The sequence below is a fragment of the Novosphingobium marinum genome (assembly GCF_013408095.1).
GTDB lineage: Bacteria > Pseudomonadota > Alphaproteobacteria > Sphingomonadales > Sphingomonadaceae > Novosphingobium > Novosphingobium marinum.
Map to the genome: position 1 here is coordinate 1 of NZ_JACBZF010000014.1, position 25,264 is coordinate 25,264.

Annotated in this window: 25 protein-coding genes and 1 riboswitch; of the genes, 7 read left to right on the forward strand and 18 right to left on the reverse strand. The window is 63.4% G+C overall.

What is annotated here, in order from left to right; all coding sequences use genetic code 11:
• Window positions 1-66: 66 nt before the first annotated feature.
• From FHS75_RS17255 to FHS75_RS17290, 8 genes are all read right to left on the reverse strand, one after another.
• The gene (locus FHS75_RS17255; RefSeq protein WP_179408892.1) at window positions 67-276 is read right to left on the reverse strand and encodes a hypothetical protein; all 210 of its coding nucleotides are present in this window, start codon (window positions 274-276) and stop codon (window positions 67-69) included.
• Complete coding sequence (locus FHS75_RS18225) at window positions 273-860, reverse strand: recombinase family protein (RefSeq protein WP_179408893.1); 588 nt, start codon at window positions 858-860, stop codon at window positions 273-275. Before FHS75_RS18225 ends, FHS75_RS17255 begins: the two co-directional genes overlap by 4 nt.
• Before the next feature lie 165 nt (window positions 861-1,025).
• Window positions 1,026-2,942, reverse strand: coding sequence for a TonB-dependent receptor plug domain-containing protein (locus FHS75_RS17265; protein ID WP_179408894.1), 1,917 nt, complete (start codon window positions 2,940-2,942; stop codon window positions 1,026-1,028).
• 95 nt (window positions 2,943-3,037) lie between these two features.
• Window positions 3,038-3,176, reverse strand: a riboswitch (cobalamin riboswitch).
• Window positions 3,177-3,287: 111 nt separating this feature from the next.
• Window positions 3,288-6,029, reverse strand: a complete 2,742-nt coding sequence (gene mobF, locus FHS75_RS17270; protein WP_179408895.1) for a MobF family relaxase — start codon at window positions 6,027-6,029, stop codon at window positions 3,288-3,290.
• A gap of 1 nt (window position 6,030) precedes the next feature.
• Entirely contained in the window at window positions 6,031-7,884 is a 1,854-nt protein-coding gene (locus FHS75_RS17275; RefSeq protein WP_179408896.1) for a type IV secretion system DNA-binding domain-containing protein, read from the reverse strand.
• Window positions 7,884-8,951, reverse strand: a complete 1,068-nt coding sequence (locus FHS75_RS17280) for a hypothetical protein (protein WP_179408897.1) — start codon at window positions 8,949-8,951, stop codon at window positions 7,884-7,886. The genes FHS75_RS17275 and FHS75_RS17280 overlap by 1 nt, the downstream gene beginning before the upstream one ends.
• Complete coding sequence (locus tag FHS75_RS17285) at window positions 8,920-10,137, reverse strand: hypothetical protein (protein ID WP_179408898.1); 1,218 nt, start codon at window positions 10,135-10,137, stop codon at window positions 8,920-8,922. The genes FHS75_RS17280 and FHS75_RS17285 overlap by 32 nt, the downstream gene beginning before the upstream one ends.
• Before the next feature lie 3 nt (window positions 10,138-10,140).
• Window positions 10,141-10,581 (reverse strand): hypothetical protein, encoded by a 441-nt coding sequence (locus FHS75_RS17290; protein ID WP_179408899.1) that lies wholly within the window; start codon window positions 10,579-10,581, stop codon window positions 10,141-10,143.
• 232 nt (window positions 10,582-10,813) lie between these two features.
• On the opposite strand from FHS75_RS17290, the gene FHS75_RS17295 reads away from it, so the two are divergent.
• Complete coding sequence (locus FHS75_RS17295; RefSeq protein WP_179408900.1) at window positions 10,814-11,155, forward strand: hypothetical protein; 342 nt, start codon at window positions 10,814-10,816, stop codon at window positions 11,153-11,155.
• A complete protein-coding gene (locus FHS75_RS17300) occupies window positions 11,152-12,162 on the forward strand; it encodes a hypothetical protein (RefSeq protein WP_179408901.1) in 1,011 nt (336 codons plus the stop codon). Before FHS75_RS17295 ends, FHS75_RS17300 begins: the two co-directional genes overlap by 4 nt.
• 6 nt (window positions 12,163-12,168) lie before the next feature.
• Here FHS75_RS17300 and FHS75_RS17305 read toward each other — a convergent pair whose 3' ends face one another.
• On the reverse strand, window positions 12,169-12,465 hold the full coding sequence (locus tag FHS75_RS17305) for a hypothetical protein (protein WP_179408902.1): 297 nt from the start codon (window positions 12,463-12,465) through the stop codon (window positions 12,169-12,171).
• Between the two features lie 161 nt (window positions 12,466-12,626).
• Here FHS75_RS17305 and FHS75_RS17310 point away from each other — a divergent pair, with 161 nt between their 5' ends.
• Window positions 12,627-13,121: a hypothetical protein gene (locus FHS75_RS17310; RefSeq protein ID WP_179408903.1), complete on the forward strand. Its 495-nt coding sequence runs from the start codon at window positions 12,627-12,629 to the stop codon at window positions 13,119-13,121.
• On the opposite strand, the gene FHS75_RS17315 is transcribed toward FHS75_RS17310, so the two are convergent.
• Window positions 13,097-13,372: a hypothetical protein gene (locus FHS75_RS17315; protein WP_179408904.1), complete on the reverse strand. Its 276-nt coding sequence runs from the start codon at window positions 13,370-13,372 to the stop codon at window positions 13,097-13,099. The two genes, FHS75_RS17310 and FHS75_RS17315, sit on opposite strands and share 25 nt — an antisense overlap.
• Window positions 13,373-13,940: 568 nt before the next feature.
• Between FHS75_RS17315 and FHS75_RS17320 the strand changes: the two genes are divergently transcribed.
• Entirely contained in the window at window positions 13,941-15,026 is a 1,086-nt protein-coding gene (locus FHS75_RS17320; protein WP_179408905.1) for a replication initiator protein A, read from the forward strand.
• Window positions 15,027-15,050: 24 nt separating this feature from the next.
• Here the strand turns inward: FHS75_RS17320 and FHS75_RS17325 are convergent, their stop codons facing one another.
• The 3 genes from FHS75_RS17325 to FHS75_RS17335 form a co-directional block, all read right to left on the reverse strand.
• Complete coding sequence (locus FHS75_RS17325) at window positions 15,051-15,260, reverse strand: hypothetical protein (RefSeq protein ID WP_179408906.1); 210 nt, start codon at window positions 15,258-15,260, stop codon at window positions 15,051-15,053.
• 1 nt (window position 15,261) lies between these two features.
• Window positions 15,262-15,912: a ParA family partition ATPase gene (parA, locus tag FHS75_RS17330; RefSeq protein WP_179408907.1), complete on the reverse strand. Its 651-nt coding sequence runs from the start codon at window positions 15,910-15,912 to the stop codon at window positions 15,262-15,264.
• 160 nt (window positions 15,913-16,072) lie between these two features.
• Window positions 16,073-17,446 (reverse strand): transposase, encoded by a 1,374-nt coding sequence (locus FHS75_RS17335; protein WP_179408915.1) that lies wholly within the window; start codon window positions 17,444-17,446, stop codon window positions 16,073-16,075.
• A gap of 265 nt (window positions 17,447-17,711) precedes the next feature.
• Between FHS75_RS17335 and FHS75_RS17340 the strand changes: the two genes are divergently transcribed.
• The 3 genes from FHS75_RS17340 to FHS75_RS17350 all read left to right on the forward strand — a co-directional run bounded on the left by FHS75_RS17340 (window position 17,712) and on the right by FHS75_RS17350 (window position 19,231).
• Window positions 17,712-17,939 (forward strand): hypothetical protein, encoded by a 228-nt coding sequence (locus FHS75_RS17340; RefSeq protein ID WP_179408908.1) that lies wholly within the window; start codon window positions 17,712-17,714, stop codon window positions 17,937-17,939.
• Window positions 17,940-18,102: 163 nt separating this feature from the next.
• Window positions 18,103-18,372: a hypothetical protein gene (locus FHS75_RS17345; RefSeq protein ID WP_179408909.1), complete on the forward strand. Its 270-nt coding sequence runs from the start codon at window positions 18,103-18,105 to the stop codon at window positions 18,370-18,372.
• A 469-nt stretch (window positions 18,373-18,841) separates the two neighbouring features.
• Window positions 18,842-19,231, forward strand: a complete 390-nt coding sequence (locus tag FHS75_RS17350; protein ID WP_179408910.1) for a hypothetical protein — start codon at window positions 18,842-18,844, stop codon at window positions 19,229-19,231.
• 400 nt (window positions 19,232-19,631) lie between these two features.
• Here the strand turns inward: FHS75_RS17350 and FHS75_RS17355 are convergent, their stop codons facing one another.
• From FHS75_RS17355 to FHS75_RS17375, 5 genes are all read right to left on the reverse strand, one after another.
• On the reverse strand, window positions 19,632-20,564 hold the full coding sequence (locus FHS75_RS17355; RefSeq protein WP_179408911.1) for an ArdC family protein: 933 nt from the start codon (window positions 20,562-20,564) through the stop codon (window positions 19,632-19,634).
• Between the two features lie 554 nt (window positions 20,565-21,118).
• Window positions 21,119-22,357 (reverse strand): type II restriction endonuclease, encoded by a 1,239-nt coding sequence (locus FHS75_RS17360; RefSeq protein WP_179408912.1) that lies wholly within the window; start codon window positions 22,355-22,357, stop codon window positions 21,119-21,121.
• Window positions 22,344-22,814 (reverse strand): very short patch repair endonuclease, encoded by a 471-nt coding sequence (locus tag FHS75_RS17365; protein ID WP_244959147.1) that lies wholly within the window; start codon window positions 22,812-22,814, stop codon window positions 22,344-22,346. The genes FHS75_RS17360 and FHS75_RS17365 overlap by 14 nt, the downstream gene beginning before the upstream one ends.
• Window positions 22,804-24,063 carry a DNA (cytosine-5-)-methyltransferase gene (gene dcm / locus FHS75_RS17370; RefSeq protein ID WP_179408913.1) on the reverse strand — a complete coding sequence of 420 codons (1,260 nt, stop codon included), beginning with the start codon at window positions 24,061-24,063 and terminating at the stop codon, window positions 22,804-22,806. The genes FHS75_RS17365 and dcm overlap by 11 nt, the downstream gene beginning before the upstream one ends.
• A 93-nt stretch (window positions 24,064-24,156) precedes the next feature.
• Window positions 24,157-25,125: a hypothetical protein gene (locus tag FHS75_RS17375; RefSeq protein ID WP_179408914.1), complete on the reverse strand. Its 969-nt coding sequence runs from the start codon at window positions 25,123-25,125 to the stop codon at window positions 24,157-24,159.
• Window positions 25,126-25,264 lie beyond the last annotated feature (139 nt).

The window sequence follows — 25,264 nt, forward strand, 5'->3', positions numbered from 1 at the left end:
CCCTCAATCTGCCGCCGGATAGCCGCGCCGCCTAAGCGTTCGCTGATTGTTCGCCCTTAGCGTTGTTTAGCGTACCATCCACGCTATGCCCTCGAAAAGGCTGTCGCCGCCCATCATTTTGGCGATTGATGGGCCTTCCACCAAATCCCGCATGGTTTTGGTGATGGCAGAGTCAGCATCCAGCGTGCTGAGGTAGCTTTTTCCGCCGATCGCCTCGTTGAGCAGCCTGTCCCTTTCGCGCTGCTGTTCCATGAATCTGTTTATGGCGTCATTCATGCGCCCGCAGCCTCTCTGGTAAGTTTCTCGCGGTATTCCCGCAGCACCCGCTGCACGGTCGATCGAGACACACGGAACAGCGAGGCGAGCTGGGCGGGGGAGCCTTGTCCGTTCTCGACGCGCTCGATGATCTCGGCGCGCTGCTGGGGGGAGAGGGCGCGCCTGCGGCCGATATGTTTTCCGGCCTTTCGAGCGTGTGCCAGGCCGTTCATGGTCCGCTCGCGGATCATGGCGCGTTCGAACTCGGCGAACGCGCCAAGGGTCTGCGTCATCAACCGGCCAGCGGGCGTGGTGGTATCGACCGCCTCGGTCAGCGACCGGAACCCGGCCTCGGCCGCCGTGATGGCCTCCAGCGTGAACAGAAGGTCGCGAAGTGAACGGGAAAGCCGGTCGAGCTTCCACACGGTCAGCACGTCGCCGGGCTTCAACGCGGCGATCGCCAGCGCCAGTTCGGGACGATCGGATTTCGCGCCCGATGCTTCTTCCTGGTAGATGATCGAACAGCCCGCGTCGGTCAGCGCGCGGAGCTGCGGGTCCAGGTCTTGGGAGTCCCCTCGGGACACTCTGGCATAGCCGATTTGCACGCGATCTCTTTGACACGGGGTTGTGACACCCGCAACGGCGCGGAAAAGCGTGCTTGTGGATTAGGTGTCAGAACCGTTCGGTTTTGACCCTTAGGGTGGGATCGTCGAGAATCTTGTTTTCAACGATCCCGATCTGAAATTTGCTCAATACTGGCGGCCTTACTCTTAGCCGCCGAGACGAATTCGAATACCGCCGTAAACGGTGCGGCCCGGCGTCCTATACCCAATCACGTCCTGATATCTTGCGTTACCAGCATTCTCCACTCGCCCGAATGCTTCCACATTGTCAGTAAGCCGGAACGCGGCATTCGCGCTTGCAAGCAAATAGTCGTCCAATGTCACTGCCAGTGCTGGGAACTGATCAAAATCGGTATCCCGGCGTCGGCCCACATAGGATAGCGCGCCGCCAATTGTCAGTCGGCCCGAGGTCCAATCGCCGTATAGATTTCCAGCATGCTCGGGCCGCCGCACCTCGCGCACTCTCGCTGTTCCTGCAACCTGCTGATCACGGCTGTCGGTATAGGTATAATTGGCACCGATGCGCAGGCCGGTGGAGGGACTCACCTCTAACGCCGCCTCCATTCCCTGACGCCGACTGCGACCGGTGGAATTCGCTGTCGATGACAGAAAAGTCGCAGAGTCAAAAGTGCCGACGATTTCGTCGCGGAGCCAACTGCGATAGGCTGCGACGCTTGCGGTAACTCGCGTCGAAGTGAACCGTAGTCCGCCTTCAAATCCGTGCGAGCGCTCTGGCGTCAAAGTGGGATTGCCGATGAAGCTACCGGGGAAAAAACCATAGAGATCGTAGAAGGTCGGTTGCGCGATACCTTCGCCGTAATTGCCGTAGGCTGAAAGGGCATCACTCACCCGTACCACGACGCCGGCGCGAAATGTGGTGGCGTCGGCGAAGCGGTTGAAATCATCATGCCTCACCGCAAGGTCGGTAGCAATGCGATCACCGAACCGGCCCAACCATTCGATTACATAGGCGGTGCGCCCACGCGTTTGCCGCTGATCGGTGAAACCACCAAATTGCACATCGCTGGCGGAAAACTGCTCGTCCTCCCGCTCGATACGGGCAATCAGGGTCTGTCCCGCGAACCGGACCGTGCCCTGCCCACCAACGCGGAAGCGACTGCCGCTGGTACGGTTGAGCGGGGTATCGGCGTTGAAGTTGCTGTTTTCGCTATGTAGATATTGTCCATCCGTCTGGATCGAGAAAGGCGCGTCATCAAGGCCGTATCTTGCCCAAGCGCGTAGGCCTCCGGTTCTGGTCGTCGAATTGTCGAGCGTGTCGGCGCGCTGGAATGTAACAGGATCAGTGCCGTCGAATTGAGTTTTTGCATCGATGTAGCGCCCGGCGATACCCAGCTCCCCGTTCTGCCCTGGCCGCGCCACCGCTTTCATGCTCACGGTGTAGTTGGTATAGCCATCCCGGTCGCCGGAGCCCCCGCCCAGCACGTCGATTCCGTCGTCATGCAGATAGGACGCGCTCGCCGAAACACCTGCACGGTCCGAACCGAATGATCCAGAGAGCGCCCCGCGCCGAAAGTCGTGACTGCCGTATTCGCCTGCCGCTACGAACCGGCGCGCGCCGATTGGATCGGGACTTTGAAGCGAAACGACGCCGCCCAAGGCCTCCGACCCATAAAGGGCTGATTGTGGGCCCGTAACGACCTCGACCCGGCTAAACCCCTCGGCAACCAACGTCTCGAAACGCGCTTCGTTACCAGCGGCGACATCGTTGAAGTTGATGCCGTCGATCAAAAGCAGGGTGTGGTTGGCTTCGTTCCCGCGAATGCGAAGTTGGGCTTGTTGGCCTCGTCCGCCGGAAGTCGATACCGCGACGCCAGGCACTAACCTCAGCACGTCGGTGACGAGCGGTAGCGCTAGCGCATCGATCCGCTGCTGGTCAATGACAGTGACGGATTCTGCAACCACCGAAAGCGGCACCGGCTCAAGTGAGGCGGTGACGATAATGTCGGGTGTCGGCGAGGAAGTGGTATCGCCCTCGGTATCGGGCGGACTTGCCGGTGCGGATACGGATGCAGCGGCGGCAGCAAGGAACAACAAATTGGACATCGATCTTTCTCCATGACGGTCGTCACGGAGGATCGCGGCGTGCACAGCGCAGCCGGAGCCACGCGCTTACGGCTGAACCCGGCCGGGCGCGGACGACGGCAAAGGCAGGTTCCCGACTGACGATCTGAAAGATCGTGTCACGGTTGCGGGCACAGCGTCGGAATCGCACCGACTTCCCTTTTCACCGTTCCCCCGAACCGCCCAACGGCGGCACGTGAACGGCACCCTTGCTGTGACGGTCGCTTAGATCAGCGACGAGACATGTCAATGTCAGTTTAGGGTGATCGGTTTAGTAGGATATTGCCTTGGGTCATCCTATCTCATGGTCGAGACGCGTTCATTAGGCTACTCAATCGACATCCCGGCACGCGCTGGTCCAAGTGCCGTCGCCTGATCACCCGAACGCAGCTCGATCGCATCGGCCAGCTTCTCGCGGCTGTCGGTATAGACCGCCGCGTGCTGCCGCGCCCGGCTGATCGCGACATAGGTGCTTCTGGCGTCCACCGTCATCGCGCGGTGGCTTTCCAGATGCGTCATCGAGCGGTCGGCCGTCGCGCCTTGGCTCCCATGCACGGTGCCCACCCACCCGTGGCGAAGATGCCGATCGCGGGTCTGGTCCAGCGAAAGCTGATGCTCTTGGCCGCGCGCGTCGCGCACGGTCATGGCGCGGCGTTCGGCGTCGATCCGCGTCACCTCGCCGGTGAGGCCATTGACCCGGCCCGCCTCGCGGTCGTTGCGCGTGAACTGCACCCGGTCGCCGCGCGCGAACTCGCGTTGTTTCTCGGCATGGGCCTCGGACTGTCCCCGCCCCCACCTGTCGAGCCGCCAGTCGATCGCGCGGCCGTCGCGGTCGCGAAGCGTGATGCGGTTGCTGTCGCGGTCGATGGCATCGACCTTGTAGGCCTGCCCCTTCGTGACGCCCTGGCGCTCGTAGTCGCGCCGGAACGTCACAACGTCGCCCGTCTCGTAGCCGCTCGCCTGACGCGCTTCCTCGCGGGTAAGCCCCCTGTTCTCCAGCGTCGTCATGCGCACGCCGTCGCCGGTGATCGTGCCGTCCTTGCGCAGCTCGGCGCGGATCGCCTCGGTTAACAGCTCGCGTCCCTCGCGCGTGGTGTCCATGACCAGCGTTCCGGCTCGCTCCTTCGGGCTCAATGCGGCGAAGTCGCGGGCCATCGTAGCGCGCCGATCCCCGGCCTCGGGGATCTCGGCGATCAGGCCCCCGCCTTTGTCGAGCGCGGCAAGCGCGCGGGCACCATCGCCCGCGATCGTCGCCTCCACCGCCTCGCGGGTGAGGTCGTTCGACTGCCGCACGATCGCGTCGAGCACATGGGTTTTCATGCCAGCGTCCTGGAGCTGGCCGAACGCGCGGCCCGCCTCCACGCTGCCGAGCTGTTTGACATCGCCCACCAGCACGACGCGGGCACCGGCGCGCTCGGCCATCGACAGCATCTTCGCCATGTCGCGCGCGCTCACCATCGAGGCCTCGTCCACGATCCAGGCCTCGGGCCGCGTCCGGGCTTCCATCACGATGCCCTCGCCGGTCAGCACGGCCCTGGCGACGGTATCGCCCTTCGCATCGATCGCCGCGCCCAGGAGGTCGGCCGCCGCCGCCGTGGGCGCGAACGCGCGGACCTCGAAGCCTTTCTTCCTCATGCCGCTCGCATAGGTCGCGAGCACGGTGGTGGTCTTGGCGGTCCCGGCATAGCCCTGTACGCCGCTCACGCGGTCGGGGCTGGTCAGCAACCCCATCGTCGCGCTCCGCTGTCCCTCGGTCCAGGAATGGCCCTTTGCCTGGCTGAAGAACGCCGCCGTGGTCACGGCGCGCAGCGCCTCCTGCCTGTCCAGCGCGGGCGCGACGCTGCCGCGCCCATCGCCCTCGATGGCGAGCATCCGGCGCTCGGTCGCCACCGCCTCGCGGGTGGTGAACCCGCGTCCCCTCGCCCCCTGGTCGCGGGCGATGAGGTCGCCCGCGCCGCGCGCCCGATCGACCGCGCGCGCGATCTGCGCGGCGCTGGCCAGCCCCCCCGCCCGCTCCCCCGCGTGGCGCTCAAGCGCGGCGGCTCCGAACACCGCCTCGCGCTCGGACAGGTGCCGCGCCGCCGCCTCCACCGCCTCCCGCGCGACGATGGCGGCCCGGTCCTCCATCGCCGGGCCGCGCTCGGCCGTCATCGTCGCGGCGCGTTTTTCGGCCTCGGCGATGGTCGCGGTCCGTTCTTTTTCCCCGAACCCCGCCGCGTCGGCCTGCGCCCGCCAGCCCGGCACGAGCTGCTCGCGGCCCACATCCTGCTTCGCCTCGCGCGTGGCGAGGGTCAGCGTTGCCTTCTCGGCCGCCGTCGCCTCGGCGCGGGTCTTGCCGCGCTCCGCCAGCGCCGCCTCGACCTGGTTGCCGCGCGCGCTGAACTCGCGGATCGCCTTTTCGGGCACCGCCGCCAGCTCGAACATCGATCCCTTGCCCTCGCGAAGCGCGTAACCCAATTCGCGCGCGCCCCGCGCCAGCGCCTGCCGGTAGATCGCGCCCGCGTCGCGGTAGATGCGGAAGAAGGACAGGCTCTCGACGCTGCGCCATTCGCCGCTGCGATCCTGCGTGGCATTGAGGATCACGGAATGGGTATGGAGCTGCGGGTCTTGGGCGCGGCTCGTATTGTGACGGAAGGTGGCGATGGCGAGCTTGCCGGTCTCGACCGTGCGGACCTCGCCGCCGCTTCTGATCCGGGTCGCCGCGCCGTGGCGCTCGATGTAACCAAGCGCGGTCCTGACGGCCCGATCATGCGCAGCGACAAGCCGCCGGTCGCCCGCCACCTCGGCCATGATGGATACGGATTTGGGCGCGCTGAACGTCATGTCCCAACCGGCCCGATGCTGCCGCTCGCCGTCGCGCATGGTGCCCAGCGTCTCGCCGGTGGGCAGCTCGCCCTCCAATCCCTTTTTGAACACGGCGCGGTCCACCTCGCCGGTCAGCCCCAGCGCCTTCGCGCCCTCGCCTTCCCATGCGCTCGGAGCCTCCCCGCCTTCCGAATAATAATCGTCGGCCTCGTAATAGCTCGATGCCTGCGCGGCGCTCGACAGGGCGGCGACGCTCGCGACCATGCTACAGCGCCCCCCCGGCGGTGCGATCATGGTCCGGACCGGCGACGCGGCCCCCGCCCGCCGGGAGGATGGCGGACGGGGAACCGCCCGCCCGCGTCTCGGTGGCGACCGCGAGCGGAACCGTGGGTTCGGCGATATCCGAACGGTCCATGTGGCCGCGCGGGATCGTCACCCTGGCGACCGGCAGGCCGGACAGACGCAGGAATCCGGTGAGCGGAGCAAGATCGCCGATTTCGCTGTCGAGCACCACGGGTTTCGTCTGCCGCATGGTCGATAGCGATCCCCGGTCGCTCAGCTCGTCGCTGTCGAGCGCTGCGCTGGCGCGGTGCTCCTCGACCTCGGACTTGCCCAAGAGCTGGCTCGCCCACGCGGTCGATTCCGGATCGCCAAGCCGCATCACGAGCTGCGTACCCGCCTGCCCGACTATGGTTCCGGCGGCGTGCGGGCCATAGGTTTCGCGAAGCTGTCCGATCGCCTGGAAGGCGATGACGCAGGCCGCGCCGTATTTGCGGCCTTCGGGCAGCAGGGTCAGCAGACTGCCCGCGCGCGGCAGGGCGGGCAGTTCGTCCAGCACCAGCCAAGCGCGCGGCGGGTTCCCAGATGAGCTGTCTGTCGGCCGATCGAGGATCGCCGCCACCGCGCATTCGAGCCAGCATCCGAGCAAAGGGCGCGCGGCATCGATGCTGCGCTTCCTCGACGCGAGGAATATCCACGGCTTCGCGCCCTCGTGACCGGGCAAGCCCTGATAGAACCGATCGAAGCTGAACGGCCGCCGATCGCCCTGCCCGGTGTTGAGTCGCTTCATGATCTTGGAGGCATCGGCAAGGCAGAACAGCACGCTGCTGGTCGCCCGCTCGGCGTCCTCCTGGAACACGCGCGCCGCCTCGGTGCCCCTGGTGAATTCCCGCAGCTCCTTCGCGTCCATCGTGCCGAGCGCATGTTCGAGCGCGGCGATGGTGCCCCTGCCCTCTTCCCACAGGCGGCGGATGACGACGGCCGCGACGATGCGCGCCTGATCATACCAGACATCATCGCCGCCCGATCCGCCCTTGGGCTTGGCGACGATCGCGGCGGCGAGCCGGTCGGCGTCCGCTGGCGAGGATATGTCATCGAACGGGTTCCACGACGCGCAGCGCGCGTCGAAGGGATTGAGGATGATGTCGCCGCGCTCCGGGCGGTAGTAGCGCGCGACATAGCCGCCATCCACGTCATGCACGAAGGCGTGCTCCCCGCGCGCCTCAACCCGGTCCAGCATGGCGAAGATCGCGGTGGTCTTGCCGGTGCCGGTCGCGCCCGCGAACAGGAAATGGCGCGCTTCTTCCCGAACCGGTATGGGCACCCCGCCGATCGTCACCGGGCGCGGCCCCTGGGCGGGCGGAACAAGTCTGGCCAGCGCCTCGGCGCTCACGCGCTCGCTGCCGCGCACCGTGCGGTCCCGCCCGGCGCGCTCGCCTTCCTTCAACCACTCGCGTCGCCGCCAGCGATAGAGGGGCACGCCGATCGCGAGGCCGGTCAGCACCGCGAAGAATCCCATGCGCCACAGAAGCGAATGAAAGCTGCGGGTCGCCGGGCTGTCCTCGGCAAGGATCGCGTCGCGCACCGACACCCGGCTGCGCGCCTCTGCGGATTCGAGATTGCGCGCGAAGGGGTCGGCGAACTCCTTCCACTGCACTTTCGCATAGAGCGCCGCGCCGCGCTGGGTCAGCTCGGGCGCGGTGGTCCATCCCGCGAAGGCGCCCACGCCCGCGCATACCAGGAACAGAATCGCCGCCACCTGCGCGCGGGCACCCCGCCCCGCCCATTGCCGGTTCCTGCTCGCCTGGCCACGGGAGAGAAGTTCGGCGCGGGTGGCCATCAGCCTGTCCGACCATTATCTGGAATCGGAGGCGATGGCGGGATTGGGGGTGGTTCGTATCCTTCTGGCGGCGGTGGTGGAGGAGGCGGGTCAAGGACGCTCTCCTCCGACCTGAAATCGATTCGGCGACCCTTCTCGCCCGATCCATCGACCATCACGATCCGGTCGGGTCCGGTTCGGATCACCACGGGATCGGCGGTCAACATCGTCATGACGGCACCAGGCCCATTGCTCGTCGTGCGAGCCACTGCGGGACAATCGGTTATATCAATCGCGGTAGCCGCCGCGAGCCGCGCGTCGGAGGTCCAGCGGACCGGAACCGGCAGATTGGGACATAGCGACCATGTGACGTAACTGCGCCCGATAGTCACGACTCCCGGATTGTCGCCTATCCCGAACCCCTCTGATCCCCAGCCATCATAAGTCGTCGACATCTGGGGAACCCAGCGACCTTCGATCTCGGCGAACTCCGGTTTGTGGATCTGGCGCCAACGGTCTGGCCGGATAAGCACGAGCTCGCGCTCGCCGCTTCGCAACAGAATGCGGTCCTCGCCGAACTCCTGTACTCGGGGATTGCCGCCGAAGAATGCGAAGAAACGGCCATCGCGTGCTTCGCGAATGTCCCCGCACCCCTGCAAGGTCTGCATACGCGAACCATCGCCCGTGTCCCGAAGAATGCCGTTCCGATCGATGGCGGCGGGATTGCCAGACTGGTTGCAACCCACTTTGTAAGTCAGAAAATCATCGCCGATCTGCACATAGGCGCTTCGCCAAGGTGTCTCATTGCGCCAAGACGGCTCAAAGTCTTCGAACCGCTCAATGAGCCAGAACCCTTCGATTTCTCGCAATGAGGTGATTGGGCGGTTTGTTTCGGGCGACAGCTTCGCGGCATCTTGGCGTTCCGGCGCGCCATTGCAGCTGGAGATCATCACACCGAGGATCAAAACTAGGAAAATTCGGAGCAGCGAATTACGTAAAGCCTTGACCGCGCTGGCAAACCGGCAACCAAATACCAGCACCGCATAAGGAAGGCGGCTAGCGGTCATTGAACTGATCGATACATGCATTGCGCGCCTCCAAGCCGAAGCGACCGCGCTTCTCGTTCCTCGCCATGCAATCAATAACCTCGTCCCAGGCATCATCGTAGGATAGGGATTTGGCCCGCGCGTAATCGAGCACCCAGTCAGGAAAGGGTAGCGCGAACAGCCGCAGCGATTGCGGACTTCCCACGTTGACGATCTCCCCATCGCCACAGGCGGCTCGCAAAGCCCGTGTTTCCTGCGAGCCGGATCGAACTTGGTTCGGCCCGCCCCAAGCACCAACCTCGCCGATCCGATAACGATTATCGCCATGGATCACGGTAGGGTATCCTTCGCCGTCCCTCACCAGTTGAGTGTCATAGCCGAACATAACCAGCGGTCCGGGCTTCCCGTTTTCGTCTTTCAAACGAAAGCAGCCATCGTCTAGAACGATCGTGCCAATGGTAAGGGCGAGAAGCTGAACGATAGGAGCCGATGGCTCTCGCACGAATGCCCGCACTTGGCTTTCCAGCGATGCGTCCAGAAAAGCCGGTGGCTGCTCGGAGGCGAACGTAAAGCGCACCCCGTTGTCCCAAGACCATCCCTGCCCGCTGGCCAATTCGCGGAATGCGGTTTCGGTAATGCCAAGCTCGATGTCGATCCGTCCGGTCGTCGGATCACCAGACAAGGTATACGACGAATCAATCAGTTTGAGCCTGTCGAGCCACAGCTCGCGGCGCACTTCCATGTCAGCCTGGGAAAGCCCTCCCTCGCGCGCGAAGAACCGATCATCTCTCGTATATCGCGCCAGCGTCGCGGCCGCATCTTCTCGGAACCATATCTCGGCACCCAACAGCGGTGCCGGATCGGTCTGCACGCTCTCGTCGCGAACAAGACGCAACTGCACGAAATTGTCCGGCTCGACCCTCGGCAGAAGCTGCATCAGACGCTGCACCTCCTGCTGGAAATCCTCGGGACCATTAGCTTCCGCCCAAGCCCTGGCGCGATCTTCCTCGCTTCCGGTGCTGGTCCGCCGCGCAAAACTGTCGAGCGTTTTGGGCGCGGGCGGTGGGTTCGTCGGCCATGGGGTCGGCGGCGCGGAGTCAATGAAGAGATACTGCGAAGAGCCAACTCTGTGTACTGACGGAGCTGTTTGGGTGGCGCACCCTGCAAGCGAAGCCGTGCACAACAACGAAAAAACTGTTCGAACCACCTCTGTCTTCTTAATACCCATGCGTCATCCCTCCTGCACCTTGGCAAGCTGCCGCGCGAATATCCTGTCCGCGTCCCGCGCGATCTCCGCGCGGTGTTTCTCGGTTTCCCCCGGCCCCGCCAGCGCGGCGGCATAGGCCGCGCCCGCCGCGTAGAGCGCGCGCTGGGTCAGGCGGTCGCTCAAGTCGGCGCGCATGACGATCTGCGAGAGCATGTCGTCCTGCGTCTCATGCCGTTCGATCATCTTCTCGATCGATGCGCGCAAACTCTCGATGGCGTCGCTGTCGAGGCTGGCCGGTGCCGCCTGAACCGGCTCGCCGTCCTGAGGTTCGGCAAGCGCCGCGATGCCCAGCTCCAGCGCGCGCACGGTGGCTTGGTAGAGGGGCAGGCCCGCACTCTCGGCATACGCTTTCAACGCATCCGCCTGCGGCTCCGTCACCCGTCCGGTCAGCATCACCCGCGCCAATCCGCCCTCCCCGGCGGGACCGCACCGTATACGCACCCGCCTACACTCGATCCTCACGCAATTCGCGTAGGTTTCCGTAGCGTTTCCTGATATATCCGGAAAGGGACGGGCTGAACAGCCTACATATCGACCACTCTTTCGGGGGAGCACGCGTGCGTAGGGTGTGGATCAAACTACAGCGAGCTGAAAGCTCGCCCGACAACGCTCCGATACCGGCTTCGGGATCGCCATCATGGCGCTGAGCGGCTTCGCTTCCGGCGCGCTCGTCGCCTCCCCCATCGCGGCCGTGCTGACCTGGCTCGCGGTAACGTATCAACAGCATGTCGATGTGCGGGTGGAACGCGATACGGTCGCGGTGCGCGCCGATCGCGCGGCCTTCGACCAGACCTTCGAGCGCGACTGGGCGGCGCTGTCAGGTGAGCAGCGCGGAACGTGCGACCCGGAAAGCATCGCCGAACTGGCGCGCCTGCGGACTCGGCTCGGGGAACTCGAAGCGAAGCTCGCCGGGTCCAGCGACACGCTCGAAGCCGACGCGGAAGAACTGCGCCAGCTCGTGGCGGAGGAAGCACGATGACGCGCGCTGGCCTCGCTTTCTCGATCCCGGTCGCGCTCATGCTCGCGGGATGCAGCAACAGCGGTCCCTCGGTCTCCGGATCGGCCTCGGAAAGCGCCGGGTCCACTTCCTCGCTCTCCAACCTGTGGGAGCGGGTCCGCTCGCTGGGGTTCGAATCCGGCAAGACCCATGAAATGCCCGCCCTCGGCCTCATGGCGGACGCGTTCATGGCGGACATGCGCGCGCGCGAGCTAAACGACTACGACATCACCGGGGCCGTGTTCGGTCGCGACGCCGATGGATCGATCGCGGCGCTGCCCGATCAGCTCGCCGCCTCTCTCGCTCCCACCCGCGCCAGCCTCGCCGCGCTCGATCAGGCAGAGCTGCGAAAGCGGACCCCGCTCGATGCCGCGCATATGGTCTACGCCGCGCCAGTGCTGCTGGCGCTGTTTTCGCGCAAGGGCTGGGAAGTCCATGCGATCGATGACCGCGAAGTCGATCCCAGGTTCGACACGCCGTTCTTCAACCGCAACCGCCCTCCCCCTCGATACGACGAGGAACTGCACCTGCGCTACATGGAGGCGCTGGCGATTTCGGCGATCTACACCAACGCCGTGTTCGCCGCGATCGACGAACGGCTCGGCACGAACCGCCTCGCCGATCCCGACGAAGCGCGCGCCCGTGTGCTGGCAGCGTTCCAGGCGATGCCGGTGGGAACGCTCAAGACCATGCTCGACGATGCCGCTGATCAGGTCGTCGGCGGACATTTCACCACCGATCTGACCGGCTCGGGCAACATCCATTTTTACCACTCGGGCGCGGGCGATTTCGTCGCCGACGCGCGCGGCCTTACCTGGACCCGCGCAGGCGGCGTGTGGTTCGGAGACACCCGCATCAATGGGCAATCGGTCAACCTGCGCCTCGCTTCCACCGCCAGCCTCACCCAGCGCGAGGCGCAGTCAGGAACGCAGGGCACCGATGCGAACGCGCGGGTCGAAGGGTCCGGCGGCGTCAGCGTGGGGCGGTGACGATGGCTATCGCCGGTCGATCCCCGCCAGTTCCCGCAACAACGGGCCGACATAGAACTCCGCCGCCGCCTCGCTTCCCAGTGCCCACCATGCCGATTGCCGCTTCGGATTGCCGGGTGGATAGCGTCTATCGAACCGGCGCGCCTCGGCCGCCAGCGCCGAAGTCATCTCGGTATCGCCTCGCCAGTCGCGGCCCTGCCAATGCGTCATCCGGCTATCGAGGCTTTCCCAGATTTCAATTTCGTCCTGATTGGCGGTCGAGGCGAGCAGGTCGTGAAGATAGGGAAACCGTTCGCGGGTCATCAGACGATGCACCCGCTCCTCGCCCTCGCCCACCCAAGGGTTCGATTGCGTCAACGGCGGTGGTGGAACGGTTCGTGGAGGTCCGCGCATGATGCGCATTCTCGCCGCGATGCATGGGCATGTCGAGAGTGCGTTCCGCGTGGATCGGGGGCGGTAGTCCCATGCTTGAAAGCCATGATCCCGATTGGGCCGCGAAGTTCGACGATCGCACTGACCGGTTGCGCGAACTCGAACGGCGCATGGGTGATGGCCTGCCCGATCCTGACCTCCTGCGCGAATACGATAACATCGCTGGCGCGCAGCGCCTCGCTTTCGATGCCAGTCATCGGACTGCCCAGGAATATATCGACCTGCATCTCTCCCTGACGCTCAGGGAAGCCGATCTGGACGGTATCTGGGCCTGGTATCCCAGATTGCCCGCTTCGGCCGATCTCGACGCCACACGGGCGGTCGTGCGCGAAGTGAACGGGTGGGTCACGGCGGTGAAACATAACCGGGAAATGCGCGAAGTCTGCCAGCGCGCAGGCATCACGCCCGATCCCACGTCCCTGCGGTCCCTGCCCCGCCTGTCGTGGCGCACGCATTTCGCGAGGCTGCGCTGGCGGCTCGGGCGCGCGAAACGGCTGCGGCGCTACCAGTCGCACCAGGAATCCTGACTGCCCGCCGGATTGGACCAGTCGTTCCAATGATCATGGGTCGAATGGTGCGCATGATCGTCATACGCGCTCCAGACATGATCCTCGTGCGGGCGGTGAAGGTCGGTGCCGTAGGGATTGCCGCCAACGTCCACGCCGCCGGTCATCGGCAGGCCGGTCGCGGGATTGATCTCGACCGGTTCGATCGGCGGCGGCGCTTCCGGCGTGCCCGGGCCGGTGAAAATCCCGGTCAACCAGTCGAACCATGCCATTGTCGCCTCCTCTCGATGATTTCCCTGCGTCGCCTCAACCGATCAACGCATGAACGGCGATATCGCACCGGGATCCGGTCACGATCCCGGTTGCCTTTCTCATCTCCCTATTCGAGCTTCTCAACCCGCGTTGCCGTCTGTTTTGGAGTGCTTCGGATCGGCTCTGGCACCCCTCGGATAGCCTGCGGCCGAAGGCCGCTTGCTACGGTTGTTCTCGGTGCTCCATCGCGGATTCTAGCGCGAACCGTAAACGAAATGACGATAGTGCAGCGCCTGACGTTGGGAGTGAGGCGGTAGGTATTCGCGAAACTAGGCTTTCGTTCCGACGTTGCTTCTTTTCGCGCGAGTGTGCGGTAACCTGCTGCCCTAAGGGGTGTTAATGGGTGTTAGACTCTGTGTTACGCGAATCACCCCTTCCTCTAACCTGTTGAGAACGAGCGCGGAATCAGTTCGTTTCGCAATTGCCGGTGGGTGATATTACGAAAGGTGGTGTGTGAAATTACGATTCTCGGTGGGTGATATTACGAATGTCTTGCCATCTCCGGTGTGTGAAATTACGAATGCCCCGATGGTGGGTGAAACTACGAAGCCGGAACGGACCCCCCTCCTCCCGCTCAGGCACGAGCAGGGAGATTTCTTCGTCTGCGATATCTTCGATGCCGCGCCGAAGGGCGACATGGCCTCGATGGCGCATCCCATCTTCACCCTGTCCACCAAGCCCGACACGAAAAAGCGGCGCTATGAAGCGCCCGATGGCGAAAGCTATGTGGAAATCCGCCCGAACATGATCGGTCTGGCGACGATGCACGATCGCGATGTACTGATCTACTGCATCTCGCAGGTCATGGCGGCGCTCAAGGACGGCAAGCAGGTCCACCGGACCCTTCGTTTCAAGGCTTTCGACCTGCTCGTCGCTACCAACAGGCCGACGGCCGGAACCGGCTATACGGGCTTGAAGGCCGCGCTCGAACGTCTCCAAGGAACCCAAATCGAAACCAACATTACGACCGGCGGTGTCGAACAGATCGACGGTTTCAGCCTGATCGATCGCTACCGGATCGTCCGGGAAACCCGCGACGGCCGAATGCTCGATCTCGAAGTGACGCTCTCGGACTGGACGTTCAACGCGATCGCCGGAAATGATGTCCTGACACTCAACCGCCGTTACTTCCAGCTCCGCAAGCCACTTGAGCGCCGTCTGTATGAATTGGCCCGCAAGCATTGCGGGACGCAGCCAGAATGGAAATGCGGCCTTGAAAAGCTGAAGGCCCGCAGCGGCTCGACCTCCTCGGAAAAAGAGTTTCGCCGCCTCGTCCGCGCGATCTGCAAGGCCGATGAAGAGCATGACCACATGCCGGATTATGCTTTTCGGCTTATGGGAGACGTGCTGACTGTAACCCCCAAGCGGTCTTTTCTCGACCAATACGCCCCTCCCCCCAAACAGGACAGTTTGTCGGGTGCCTACATCATTCCACTGTCACCCGAGACGCTCGAACGCGCTCGCGAGGTCGCGCCAACATGGGACGTGTCGGTTCTGGCGGACGAATGGCGAAGCTATGCGGCTCGCCAGAAGGAACCGCCCAAGAATCCCGATCGGGCGTTTCTCGGCTTCTGCCGGTCATGGTTCGAAAAGCGTGGTCGGAACGGATATTGAGCGTTTACACTTTTGAGTAAATGGTCAATCACCCAAAAACTCAACCCATAGTTCGCGGGTGATCTCGGATATGGTGCGGTTCTCCTCCGCCGCCCTGATCTTGATGCGGCGATAAAGCGAATCCTCGATCTCCGCATTCAGGCGGCGCTTTCTCTCCGACCCTTCCTTGATGTCCTGCATGATGCGCTTGCGCGCCTCATCGCCTCTGCTCGGCCGTTTGGCGGTCAATGCCATGCTATTTCTCCCCGCGTCCGGTATCTGGCATCATGGCGATCAGCTCGTCCGCCAGCGCGTTGATCTCGTCGCGAGCCTTCGCGTTGTCGCCATCGAGCACCGTGCGCCCTTCCGAAGCTGTCTGCGGATAGATTTGGCGCTGGGTGATGGCCGTGCGAAATACCGGCAGCTCGTATTCATCGAGTGCCTTGCGCACATCGTCGCCGAGCCGCGTCCCCTCGATATGACGGGTAATGACGAATGCAGCCTGTGGGCTGCCGTCCGTCACTTCCTGTCGGGCCTTGATGAAGTCCACCAGGTCCGACGCGGCCCATATGTCATAGGGCGATGGCTGAACCGGAATGAGGATGAAGTCGCTCGCCTTGATCGCGGCCGCGATGATGTCTTCGAGCTTCGCGGCTCCATCCAGCACGATATGATCGTAGCTCTCGGTCATGCTCGAAAGCGTCTTGATGTTGTTCGCGCGGTCCAGTGAAACGAGGGGAAGGGGGTTCGCCTCGCTCGCTGCATGCCAGTCGCGCGCGCTACCCTGTGGGTCACTATCGACAATCAGCACTTTGTTGCCGCGAAGATGGAGCGCCTGCGCGAGATTGGTGGTCAGCGTCGTCTTCCCGCTGCCACCCTTTGGATTCAAAACGGATATGACCGCCATGCTACACCTTTGAGTTTTTGCTCAACAGTGTATACGCTCATTCACTCACTTACTCAAATGTGTTTTTTGGCAGCTTCCGACCCTATTCTGTTGAAGAAGTCGCTGCCGGAGCTCGGTGTGGATCGCGGCGGACACCGGGCGAGCGGCGTTGCGATCCCGCTTAGGCGGGCGCGAGGCCCACGATCGGCTTCATCTTGGCCAGCTTGCGGAGGTTTTGGGCCGCGGCGGCGAGGTGGAACTCGTCTTTTGCTCCATTCGGACCGCGTAAGCGCAAGCGGTCGAGCTTGAGGATGCGTTTGAGATGCGCGAACAGCATCTCGACCTTCTTCCGCTGTCGGCGCGAGACGAGATAGGCATCGCTGGTGGCGATATCACGTGCCAGGTCACGCGCGCCTTCGTGAACCGAGCGCATGATCTTGCGTGCTGCCAGTTTCGGCGTGCAACGCTGCTTGAGCGGGCAGGCGCCGCAGTCCTTCTCGCGGGCCCGGTAGCGGATGAAGCCATCGGCGTTGACGCGCGAACGCGGCGTGCTGAAGTTGCGGTTCGATGGGCGCAGTCGGTTGCCGCCAGGGCAGGTATAGCTGTCATCCTCATGATCGAAGGTGAAGGCCGATCGCTCGAAGGTGTCGTCGCGGCGGGCGGACTTGTCGAACACGGGGATATGCGGCTCGATCCCGCGATCCTCGACCAGCCAGGCAAGGTTCGGAGCCGAACCGTATGCGGTATCGGCCACCAGCTTTGCGGGCCACAGGCCGAAGCGGTCTTGCGTGCGCTCGATCATCCGGCGCTGGGCGAGGACCTCGGCCTGCCGGATCGCGGTCGTCGCCTCGACATCGACGATGATCGCATGGTCGAGATCGATCAGATAGTTCGTGCTGTAGGCGTAGAAAGCCGATCCGCGTGTCGCCGCGGTCCAACGCGAGGCGGGGTCAGTGAGATTGATCCGCTTGGGCGTCACCGGGGTCGCTCCGCCGAACGCGGCATCGTCGAGCACATCGAGATACTCGGCGACCGCGCGCCCCGCCACGTCGGGCGGTAGACCTTCCTCGCCCGGCACCGAGCGCTGCCGGTGCACATCGGCCCGGATCAGGCTGGCATCGACCGCGAACCCCTCGGCGCCGACCAGCCCCTCAACCATGCAGCGCTCCACGGTCGTCTCGAACAGCTTGCGCAACAGATCGCTGTCGCGGAACCGCCCGTGCCGGTTCTTCGAGAACGTCGAGTGATCGGGCACCGCGCCATCCAGATCGAGCCGACAGAACCAACGATAGGCGAGGTTGAGATGCACCTCCTCGCACAACCGCCGCTCCGAGCGGATGCCCATGCAATAGCCGACGATTAGCATTCGGATCATCAGCTCGGGGTCGATCGAGGGCCGCCCCATCGCGCTGTAGAACGGCTTCAAATGTTCACGGATACCCGCCAGATCGACGAACCGGTCGATCGCGCGCAAAAGGTGATCGCCCGGCACATGATCCTCAATGCGGAAGCTGTAGAACAGCGCTTCCTGCATCACCGTCCGCTCGCCCATCATCCGCCTGATCTCCACTTGCTGCGCGAGCACTGAATCAGCACTTCACGCCGATCTCAAGTGGGACTTTTTCAACAGAATAGACCCCATTGCGGACGTTTGCATAGTATTTTTCGAGTTCCAAAAGCGGACGCCCGATCGACCCAACCGCGATCATTAATTCCTGTTAGCGGTCAGCGTTGAACTTTCTATCATACGACGATTGTCATGTTCGCCACGAGTAGGCAGGTACGGTGCTTGGAAGCAAGGTGCGACCGCCGACCGGTCGATGACCCATCTCGAAAGCCACCGCGCGATGACGGTGGACGTTAGGAGCACCTATGCCGCAATTTGCCGCGCGTGGCACCATACGGCGATCTATACCGACAGCCACGAGAAGCTGGCCGACGCGATCGAGCTGCGTTCGGGCGAGCGGCAGACGGCGCTGGAACCGGTACGGCGGATGCAATTGGCGCAGGTGGCTGAACCGGTAAGTGGCCGATCAATAGCGCTGTAAGCTATGGCAACTAGCGGTCCGACGTGCAGACTTTCTTTAACGCGCGCCGGACGCCAAAAAATAGAATTCGCATTTCCCCCATCAAATGTTTGTTCAAAAGGTGCTCTGGAACCGCGATCCCTATTTGGAGTTAGGACCAAGTAACCCGACGAAGGAGGTCGTGATGGCCATTCGCTTTAAGCATTTAGCTCTATTTGCCACGTTAATTGGCACCGCAGCGGTGACGGCTCAAGCTCAGGATGGACCAACCAACCTCCCAGCGCCTGAAGGCATCGAAAGGGGCAAGCAGCCCACAGGCGGAAAAAGTTTCCTTGAACGTAAATTCAACCTGTCCGCCTCAGAAGCTCAAAGCAGGCTCGATCGCCAGGCAGAGGCTGAGGCTCTCTCGGTCCAGCTTTCCGAGGCATACTCAGACGCCTTTCTAGGCTTATAAATTCAGCATGAGCCGACCTATAAGGTGGTGCTCAGCATGGCATCTGATCAATTCGACTCCCAAATTAGAAAACTTATTCCAGCACAACTGCGATCTTTCGTTCAAATTAGGCGCTCCCGCTTTGCAGTTGGCGAAGTCGAAACGACACGCACAGCACTCATTCCGCCTCTGGCTATCACCAAGTCCAAGCAGCGGGAATTTTGCACGGGTCCAATAAGAAGGCGGTCAATCCCGTTTTCCCTGATCGAGGTGAACGCCCGTGTGATAATCAAACGTCGGACACTGACTGTTGGTTCGTATACATGCCACTCGACCGTGTGAACGACTTCGCGCCAATGACAATAAACGTCTGGCGAAATGGTACCAGCACGTTCGTCGTTCCATGATTAAAGGGTCGGCTATTTTTCGAGGCACTTGCATCCTCTCAGCAATAGCTTTGCTGACAGGATGCGGCAGCCAGCAGCCATTAATGATGTATTTCAGCGGCGATCCGGAGATGGGTTCCTTCAGTTCATACACCGGCCGTTTGGCTGAGCGCGATGGATGCGTGGTTATCGTGCTTGGCGAAGAAATGCTGAGAGAATCAAAAATTGCAGTTCAAGACGACCAAGTAGCAATTCCTCTCTTTCAACCTGGCTATCGAGTTGAAGAACAGGAACAAGGGTATTCGATTATAGCTGACGATGGCCGCAGAATACCATTCGGTTCAATTGTTACAGGGGAAGGAGGGCCGTACCCAACTGAACCGCTCGACCCTCGTTCTGCTCCGCTTCGTGCCGAAGCGCCTGATACTAGCAGTTGCCCAGGCACCCCTTATCAGATCAACTCAATGCATATCGAAGACCTGACTAGGCTGTAGGAAGAACGGCCAACAGGTCGTTGTCCGTGCTGAGACCCACTCCCCCAAATCAAGGTTGTGCGTGAGACCATTCTTACGTCCGATCAATTTTTAGCGTCGAGCAATGGATTTGTTCAAAATCGACCGGTTCTGACACATCAGGCCGCGTAAGGCTGCGCGCAACTGTCCGAGACGCGAAGCTCATCTTAAAAAATTTTCTGGCTATGAACCTCCTGCAAGTGGTGGTCCTTAGAAGAACGGCGCCCAAGGGTCGCACGACAGTCCGCTTTCGCTAGAAAATGGCTCAAAGCCGACTGTCGCAAAACCACCCCATTCCGGCCGCGCCATGGCGCGGCCGCGCGGGGAGGGCGGGTGGACAAAAGATTTGGCCGCCCCGAAGGGCGGCTTCGCTCCTGCGCCGTCAGGCGGCTTCCCTCCTTTCGGCCGATTGCAGCGAATGAAGGTAGCGCACCGCGCGTTCGGCATGGGCGGCGGCAGACAGGATGGCGCGCCGGTCGTTCTGGAGAACCTTTATCCAGCTCGCGATGTAGCTGGCATGATCCTCGCACGGCTCTAGCGCCAGGCCAAGGTCGGCGGCAAGGAACGCCGATCCCAGCTCCGCGACCAGTTCCTCGCGGGCATAGCCTTCGTCGCCCCAACGCTCGCGCCCGAAACTGCGATCGAGCCGCGATGCGTGCCGAGTCCAGTGAACGGTTTCGTGGCCCCTCGTGGCATAGTAGCCCTCGGCGTCGTGGAACGCTTCGAAGGGGGGTAACTGGATGCGGTCCTCGCCGATCATGTAGAACGCCTGATTGCCGCCATGTGCCACGCGCGCGCCGATGGCCTCGAAATACCGCTCCGCCGCCTCGATGCGCTTGAACGCGGGGGCGGGGGCCTCCACAGGTTCGGGATGGAACCGCTCGGGCAGGCCGTCGATCTGCGCCACGTTGAACACGTGATATGTCTTGAGGAACCGGATTTCGCGGCCTTCGCCCTCCAGCTCCAGACTGCCGTTCGCCTCCTGCTCCGGCTTCTTCGTGGTGCTGCCATAGTAGACGATGGGCGCGCCCTGCTCGCCGCGCCGGACCTGCCCGCCATGGGCCTGCGCCTGCTTGTAGGTCATCCACGTGGGCGAGGCGTAGCCGTTCGCCACCGCTTCCATCCATAGGAGGATAACGTTGATTCCGGCGTAGGGTTCGCCGGTCGATCGAAGCGGGCGCGTCACCCGCCCCGCCAACGTCTCGGCGCTCCATGGTTTCATCCAGGGCCGCACGCCCCGTTCCAGCTCGGCGAGGATGCGGTCGGTGATCCGCGCGTAAGGATCGGCGCGCTTGCTGCTGGTCTGATTGGTCATGTCCCTTGTCTCCTTTTCCGGCGAAGCCGCGGCCTGCGGCCTGCGGCTCTGCCCTCCGGCGAGGATGGGAGGGGGAGGGGGATGCCCAATCGCCGCCTTGGCGCGGGCCAGCGGGCGAAGCCCGCCACACGGGGCGGCTATTTGGCTTCGGGAACGAGAGGGCGACGCCCTTGGCGTTCCCCCCGCACGAAAACGGCGCTGGGAAGCGCCAGGAAGCCGCCCGGGCGGCAAAAACGGGCAACGGCACCCCTGCGACGGCGCGAAGCCGCCGGACGCCCTGCGCGCGCGATCCGTGCGCCAGCGGGCGTCCGGCAATGAGAGAGGCAGGCGTGCCAGCGGGTCAGCTCAAAGATGCCGCGCCCTCAGGAGCGCCAAAGGCGCGGGACAGAGCACGTCCTTCGAATCCTCCCGCTCAATTGGAGTGCCAGCGACGCGCGAGCGATCGTCACCCGAAAGGGGCGAGACGGCGCAAGGCGGCTCGATCGCAGCGAAGCGGAGACAGAGCGCGGTCCCGGCAGGGGCGCGCCCGGCCTGTCACATGGCAACTCCTAGGCTCAACCCTGCCGGAGCAGCCGCACATCTCCGATGAAGCTCTCCAGCGTCTGTAAGTGGGGCTGCACCGATTTGGGGAATTTTTCGGTCAGCGCAGCGGGGATGACGAGCTGCACGCCTGCACCGCTCATCTCGTTGAACTGCGATTCCGAAATGCCCTCCTGCAAGGTCAGCAGGTGCTTCGAAGGGATGCGGTCGGCCTCGTTGAGAATCTGCCGCCAGCGGTCACGGCATGTGGTTTTCACCGCCAGCATGCGGAGCTGGTCGGCCGGGAACGCACTGTCGGCATAGGCTGTCTGCGAGGGAAACAGGAAATCAGGCCGCTTGCCGGACTCGCTTTCCGGCTGATGTGAGAACTGCGTGCCTTCGGCCAGACGCTCCTCAAGGAATATCGCGCGGGCATGAAGCTCGAGCGAACGTCCCGATCTTGCCTTGCGGCGCTGGAGGATGGTCTGCGCCCGCGCGATGAAATCCTCGACGTTCGCGAATCCTGCGGTGATGTGGGGCAGCTCGATCGCTTCCTCCACACTGCGGAATATCTCGAACTCGCAGTCGCGCCGTTTCAGGAGCCGCTGGTCGGGAACGAGGCCGGGCAGGGGGCGCAGCTCGACTGCCCGCTCGACAATCTCGGCCCCGGTCGGAAATTTTGCCAGCCACGCCGGCGGCATGTCTGCTGCTGCAATCCAGCAGCTCGTCTGCGCGGGTGGGGTGAACAGCGAAAGCGTGCCGCCGGTCGCGCCCGGTGGCCATATGACATAGCGGCCCGGCTCCACCGGGCCGATCCGGTCCTCCACAATGTCTTCCTCGGTGCCGTGGCGACATACCCAGACATGCGCCCCGGTAGCGGCTCCGGCATCATCGAGCGCGAAGGCAAACACCGTCAGCGCGCCCGTGCTGTCGGGATCGAGCAGCGCCGATGACGCGCCGCCGAAATTGGTCAGCCGTGCTTCGTTGCGGCCACCATCCGGGTTCTCGTGGAACCTGTTGTTGTAGTAGACCGCGCGGACCTCGCGGTAATCGGCATGGGAATCGATATAGAGGTCGAACCGCGTATCGGGGTTTTTCACATCCGTCCGGTCGATCGCCGGGAACATGCGGAACAGGAAGTCGCGCGCGATGTAGGGACCGGCCTGGTGGGCACCGTTGGCGAGCGTATCGTTCCCGGAAAGGCGCTTCACATACCATACGAAGCCGTCGCCGGAATGGTCGTCCATCCAGTCCGAAAGGTCAGCCAGCGCCATTGTTGTCTCCCCTGATCTCGGCCTCCCCGGAACTGCCGGAAAGCCACGCGGCCGCATCGTCAAGCGCGGCCTCGTGCTGCTCCGGGGTCTTACCGCGGAATGTGCACTCCCATATGGTCAGCACGCGCCAGTCCGCCGCCCTGAGCGCGGTCCCCGCTGCCCGGTCGCGCTCGATGTTCGCGCCGATCTTCCCGCGCCAGAACTCGGGCCGCGATTTGGGCCAGCGGAAAAACGGGCAGTCATGCCCGTGCCAGAAACAGCCATGCACGAATATGACCGCACGGTAGCGCGGAAAAATGAGGTCGGGCCGTCCGGCAAGGGCGCGGTCGTGCAGCCGGAAGCGGAAGCCCCTGCGGTGAAGCCCGCGCCGCACGGTCATTTCGGGTTTGGTGTCGCGGCCCTTTATCGCTGCCATCATGCGGCTGCGGGTAGCCGCGTCCACCACGTCAGGCGGCAAGCCGCGCCTCCACCGGCTCCGGCGCTGCAATGCCGAGGGCAGGGGCCATGTGCCGCGCCACGGCCTGCACGACCGGGACGGCAACGGCGTTGCCGAACTGACGGTAGGCCTGCGTATCGGAAACCGGGATGATGAAGTCCCCACCGTCCGGCCCGTCGAATCCCATGAGCCGCGCGCATTCGCGGGGGGTGAGGCGGCGCGGATTGCCGCGCGCCCGCTCGACAAGGATCTCGGAACCGTCCTTGTAATAGCGGGCGGAGAGCGTGCGGGTTACGTCGTCGGGGCCGACAAGCCCGAACCCGAAGCCGTTACCCCTCGCGCGGTGCTTCGCGGCATAATCCTGGAGATACTGCCAAAGATGGTCGCTGAGCGAATAACGCGCGCTCACGCGCCCGATATTGCCTTCGGTGAAGGGTTTCTCGGGTGCCTCGCTGCCATCCTCCGGATGGAGGATGCTGCCGACGCGCGGCCCGTGAAGCGGGTCGGGGAGGGGCATGTCGGCGAAGCTGAAATCCGCCGGTTCGCGGAAACCGGCGATGAAGATGCGCTCGCGGTGCTGCGGCACCCATGACCGCGCATCGATCACCTTCCAGTGGATGTCATAGCCCAGCTCGTCGGTCAGGACGCGCCGGATGACCTCGAAGGTCCGGCCTTTGTCGTGGTTCACGAGATTCTTCACGTTCTCCAGCAGGAAAGCGCGGGGACGGTGGTGCGCGATGATCCGCGCCACGTCGAAGAACAGCGTTCCCTGCGCCTCGCAGGCGAAACCGTGCTCGCGGCCGAGCGCGTTCTTCTTCGACACGCCTGCAATCGAGAAGGGCTGGCAGGGGAAACCTGCCAGCAGAAGGTCATGTTCGGGAATGTCGGCTGCCTCGATTCCGGTAATGTCGCCGGAAACCTCGTGATCGTCATGCGGATGGTTGGCGCGGTAGGTCGCCGCGCTGTATTTGTCCCATTCGCTGGTGAATACGCATTTTCCGCCAAGCGGCTCGAAGCCGCGCCTGAGGCCGCCGATCCCCGCGAACAGGTCGATGAAGCGGAAGGCAGGATCGCCCCGCGCCGTTTCGCATGGCCGGTCGGCGATGATCCGTTTGAGGAGTTCGGTGGCGGCTCTGCGGGGAGCTACCTCGCCGTTTTCCCAGCGGTAGACCGTCCGGGGCGAAAACCCGGCCATGTCGGCCAGCGCCTCGATGCTGATGCCCGCCTGCGTGCGGAGCTGGGAAAACGGCGTGGGCGATCTGTTCGTCATCAAAAGTCCCCCTCTGGGTATTTTTTTGACGCAGTGACAGCGATGTTCCCAAATGGCAAGAACAAACCGTGATTCTTGGGTGATAAATTCCTGCTAGGCGCTGCGTTGGATGGCGTTCAGAATGCGACGCGCCTCGATGCCCAAAAGAACTTCGTCGTCCTGTGTCACGATTGCAGCATGACTCGTAACGATGCGGACCGGTGCAATCCGCAACAGGGATTCCTGAACATCGGTTTTGCGGACAAACACTCCGGAGAAGGCCTGCTCCCAATTGTCCTTGCGTTCGAAGATCATCCAGTAGTCGCTGAAGTCCGCATAATCGATCAGGCGGGGGCGGGGTGGGCGCTGCCGCCTGATTTCATCTTCCCGCTTTGCGACCCAGTTTTTCCGCATGTCTCCGGGAATCTGGCTCTTCTCCCAGTTGTCGCCAAAAACGCTGCGCAGGCGGTGCTCGATGAAGTCCCGGACTTGCTGTTCAAGACGCCTTATGGTCCGGAATGCACTTGCAGCACGGTCCTCCTCGTCGCTGCTCTCCGCACCCGGTTCCCGCTCCAGACCCGCGCTCGCGGTTATTTCGTCGAAGGCGTCGGGCGTGAAATCGGCAAGGCCCGGCTCCATCCCGATCTCGCGATAGATGCTGCGTCGCGACTGTATGTCGAGAATGGAAGCGACATCCGGAATGTCGAAGCGCCGCCAGTCGCCAAGACCACCGCGCAAGAGCGTTGAAACCTGCTCCGAAAAGGGATCGGCGCGGGCGACAGCCAAGCCATACTCATGAAGCCGCGCAACGGATGTGGCACTGCCAAACTCGTCTGAAATTCTGGCCCAGTCGGAGGAAACGCCCGTCAGGGCATCTCGAACCTTGGACACGTCCATGAGGCTCGTGGCAGCAACCCTGCTGGCGAGCGCAATGGTGTCATCATGGGCAGGCTGACGGAACTGGCGGTAGAAGTCGCGGGTGCCCCTCTCGACCAGTCCGGCATCGATCCCGAACTCGCCAAACTGGCCGCGCACGAGGTTGCGATCCAGCTCCATCGCGATGCGCCGTGCCTGGTCCAGCACCCCGCTGTCCATTATGCCCGTGGCGGTATTCTGGAGGGCGAAAAGAGGGCATCGCGTGGAAGGTACGCCAGACAACGCTAAGCGAGAACATTTCAAGAACCGCATGATGGCCGTTACCGCCGGAGGTCGCTAAGCCCCA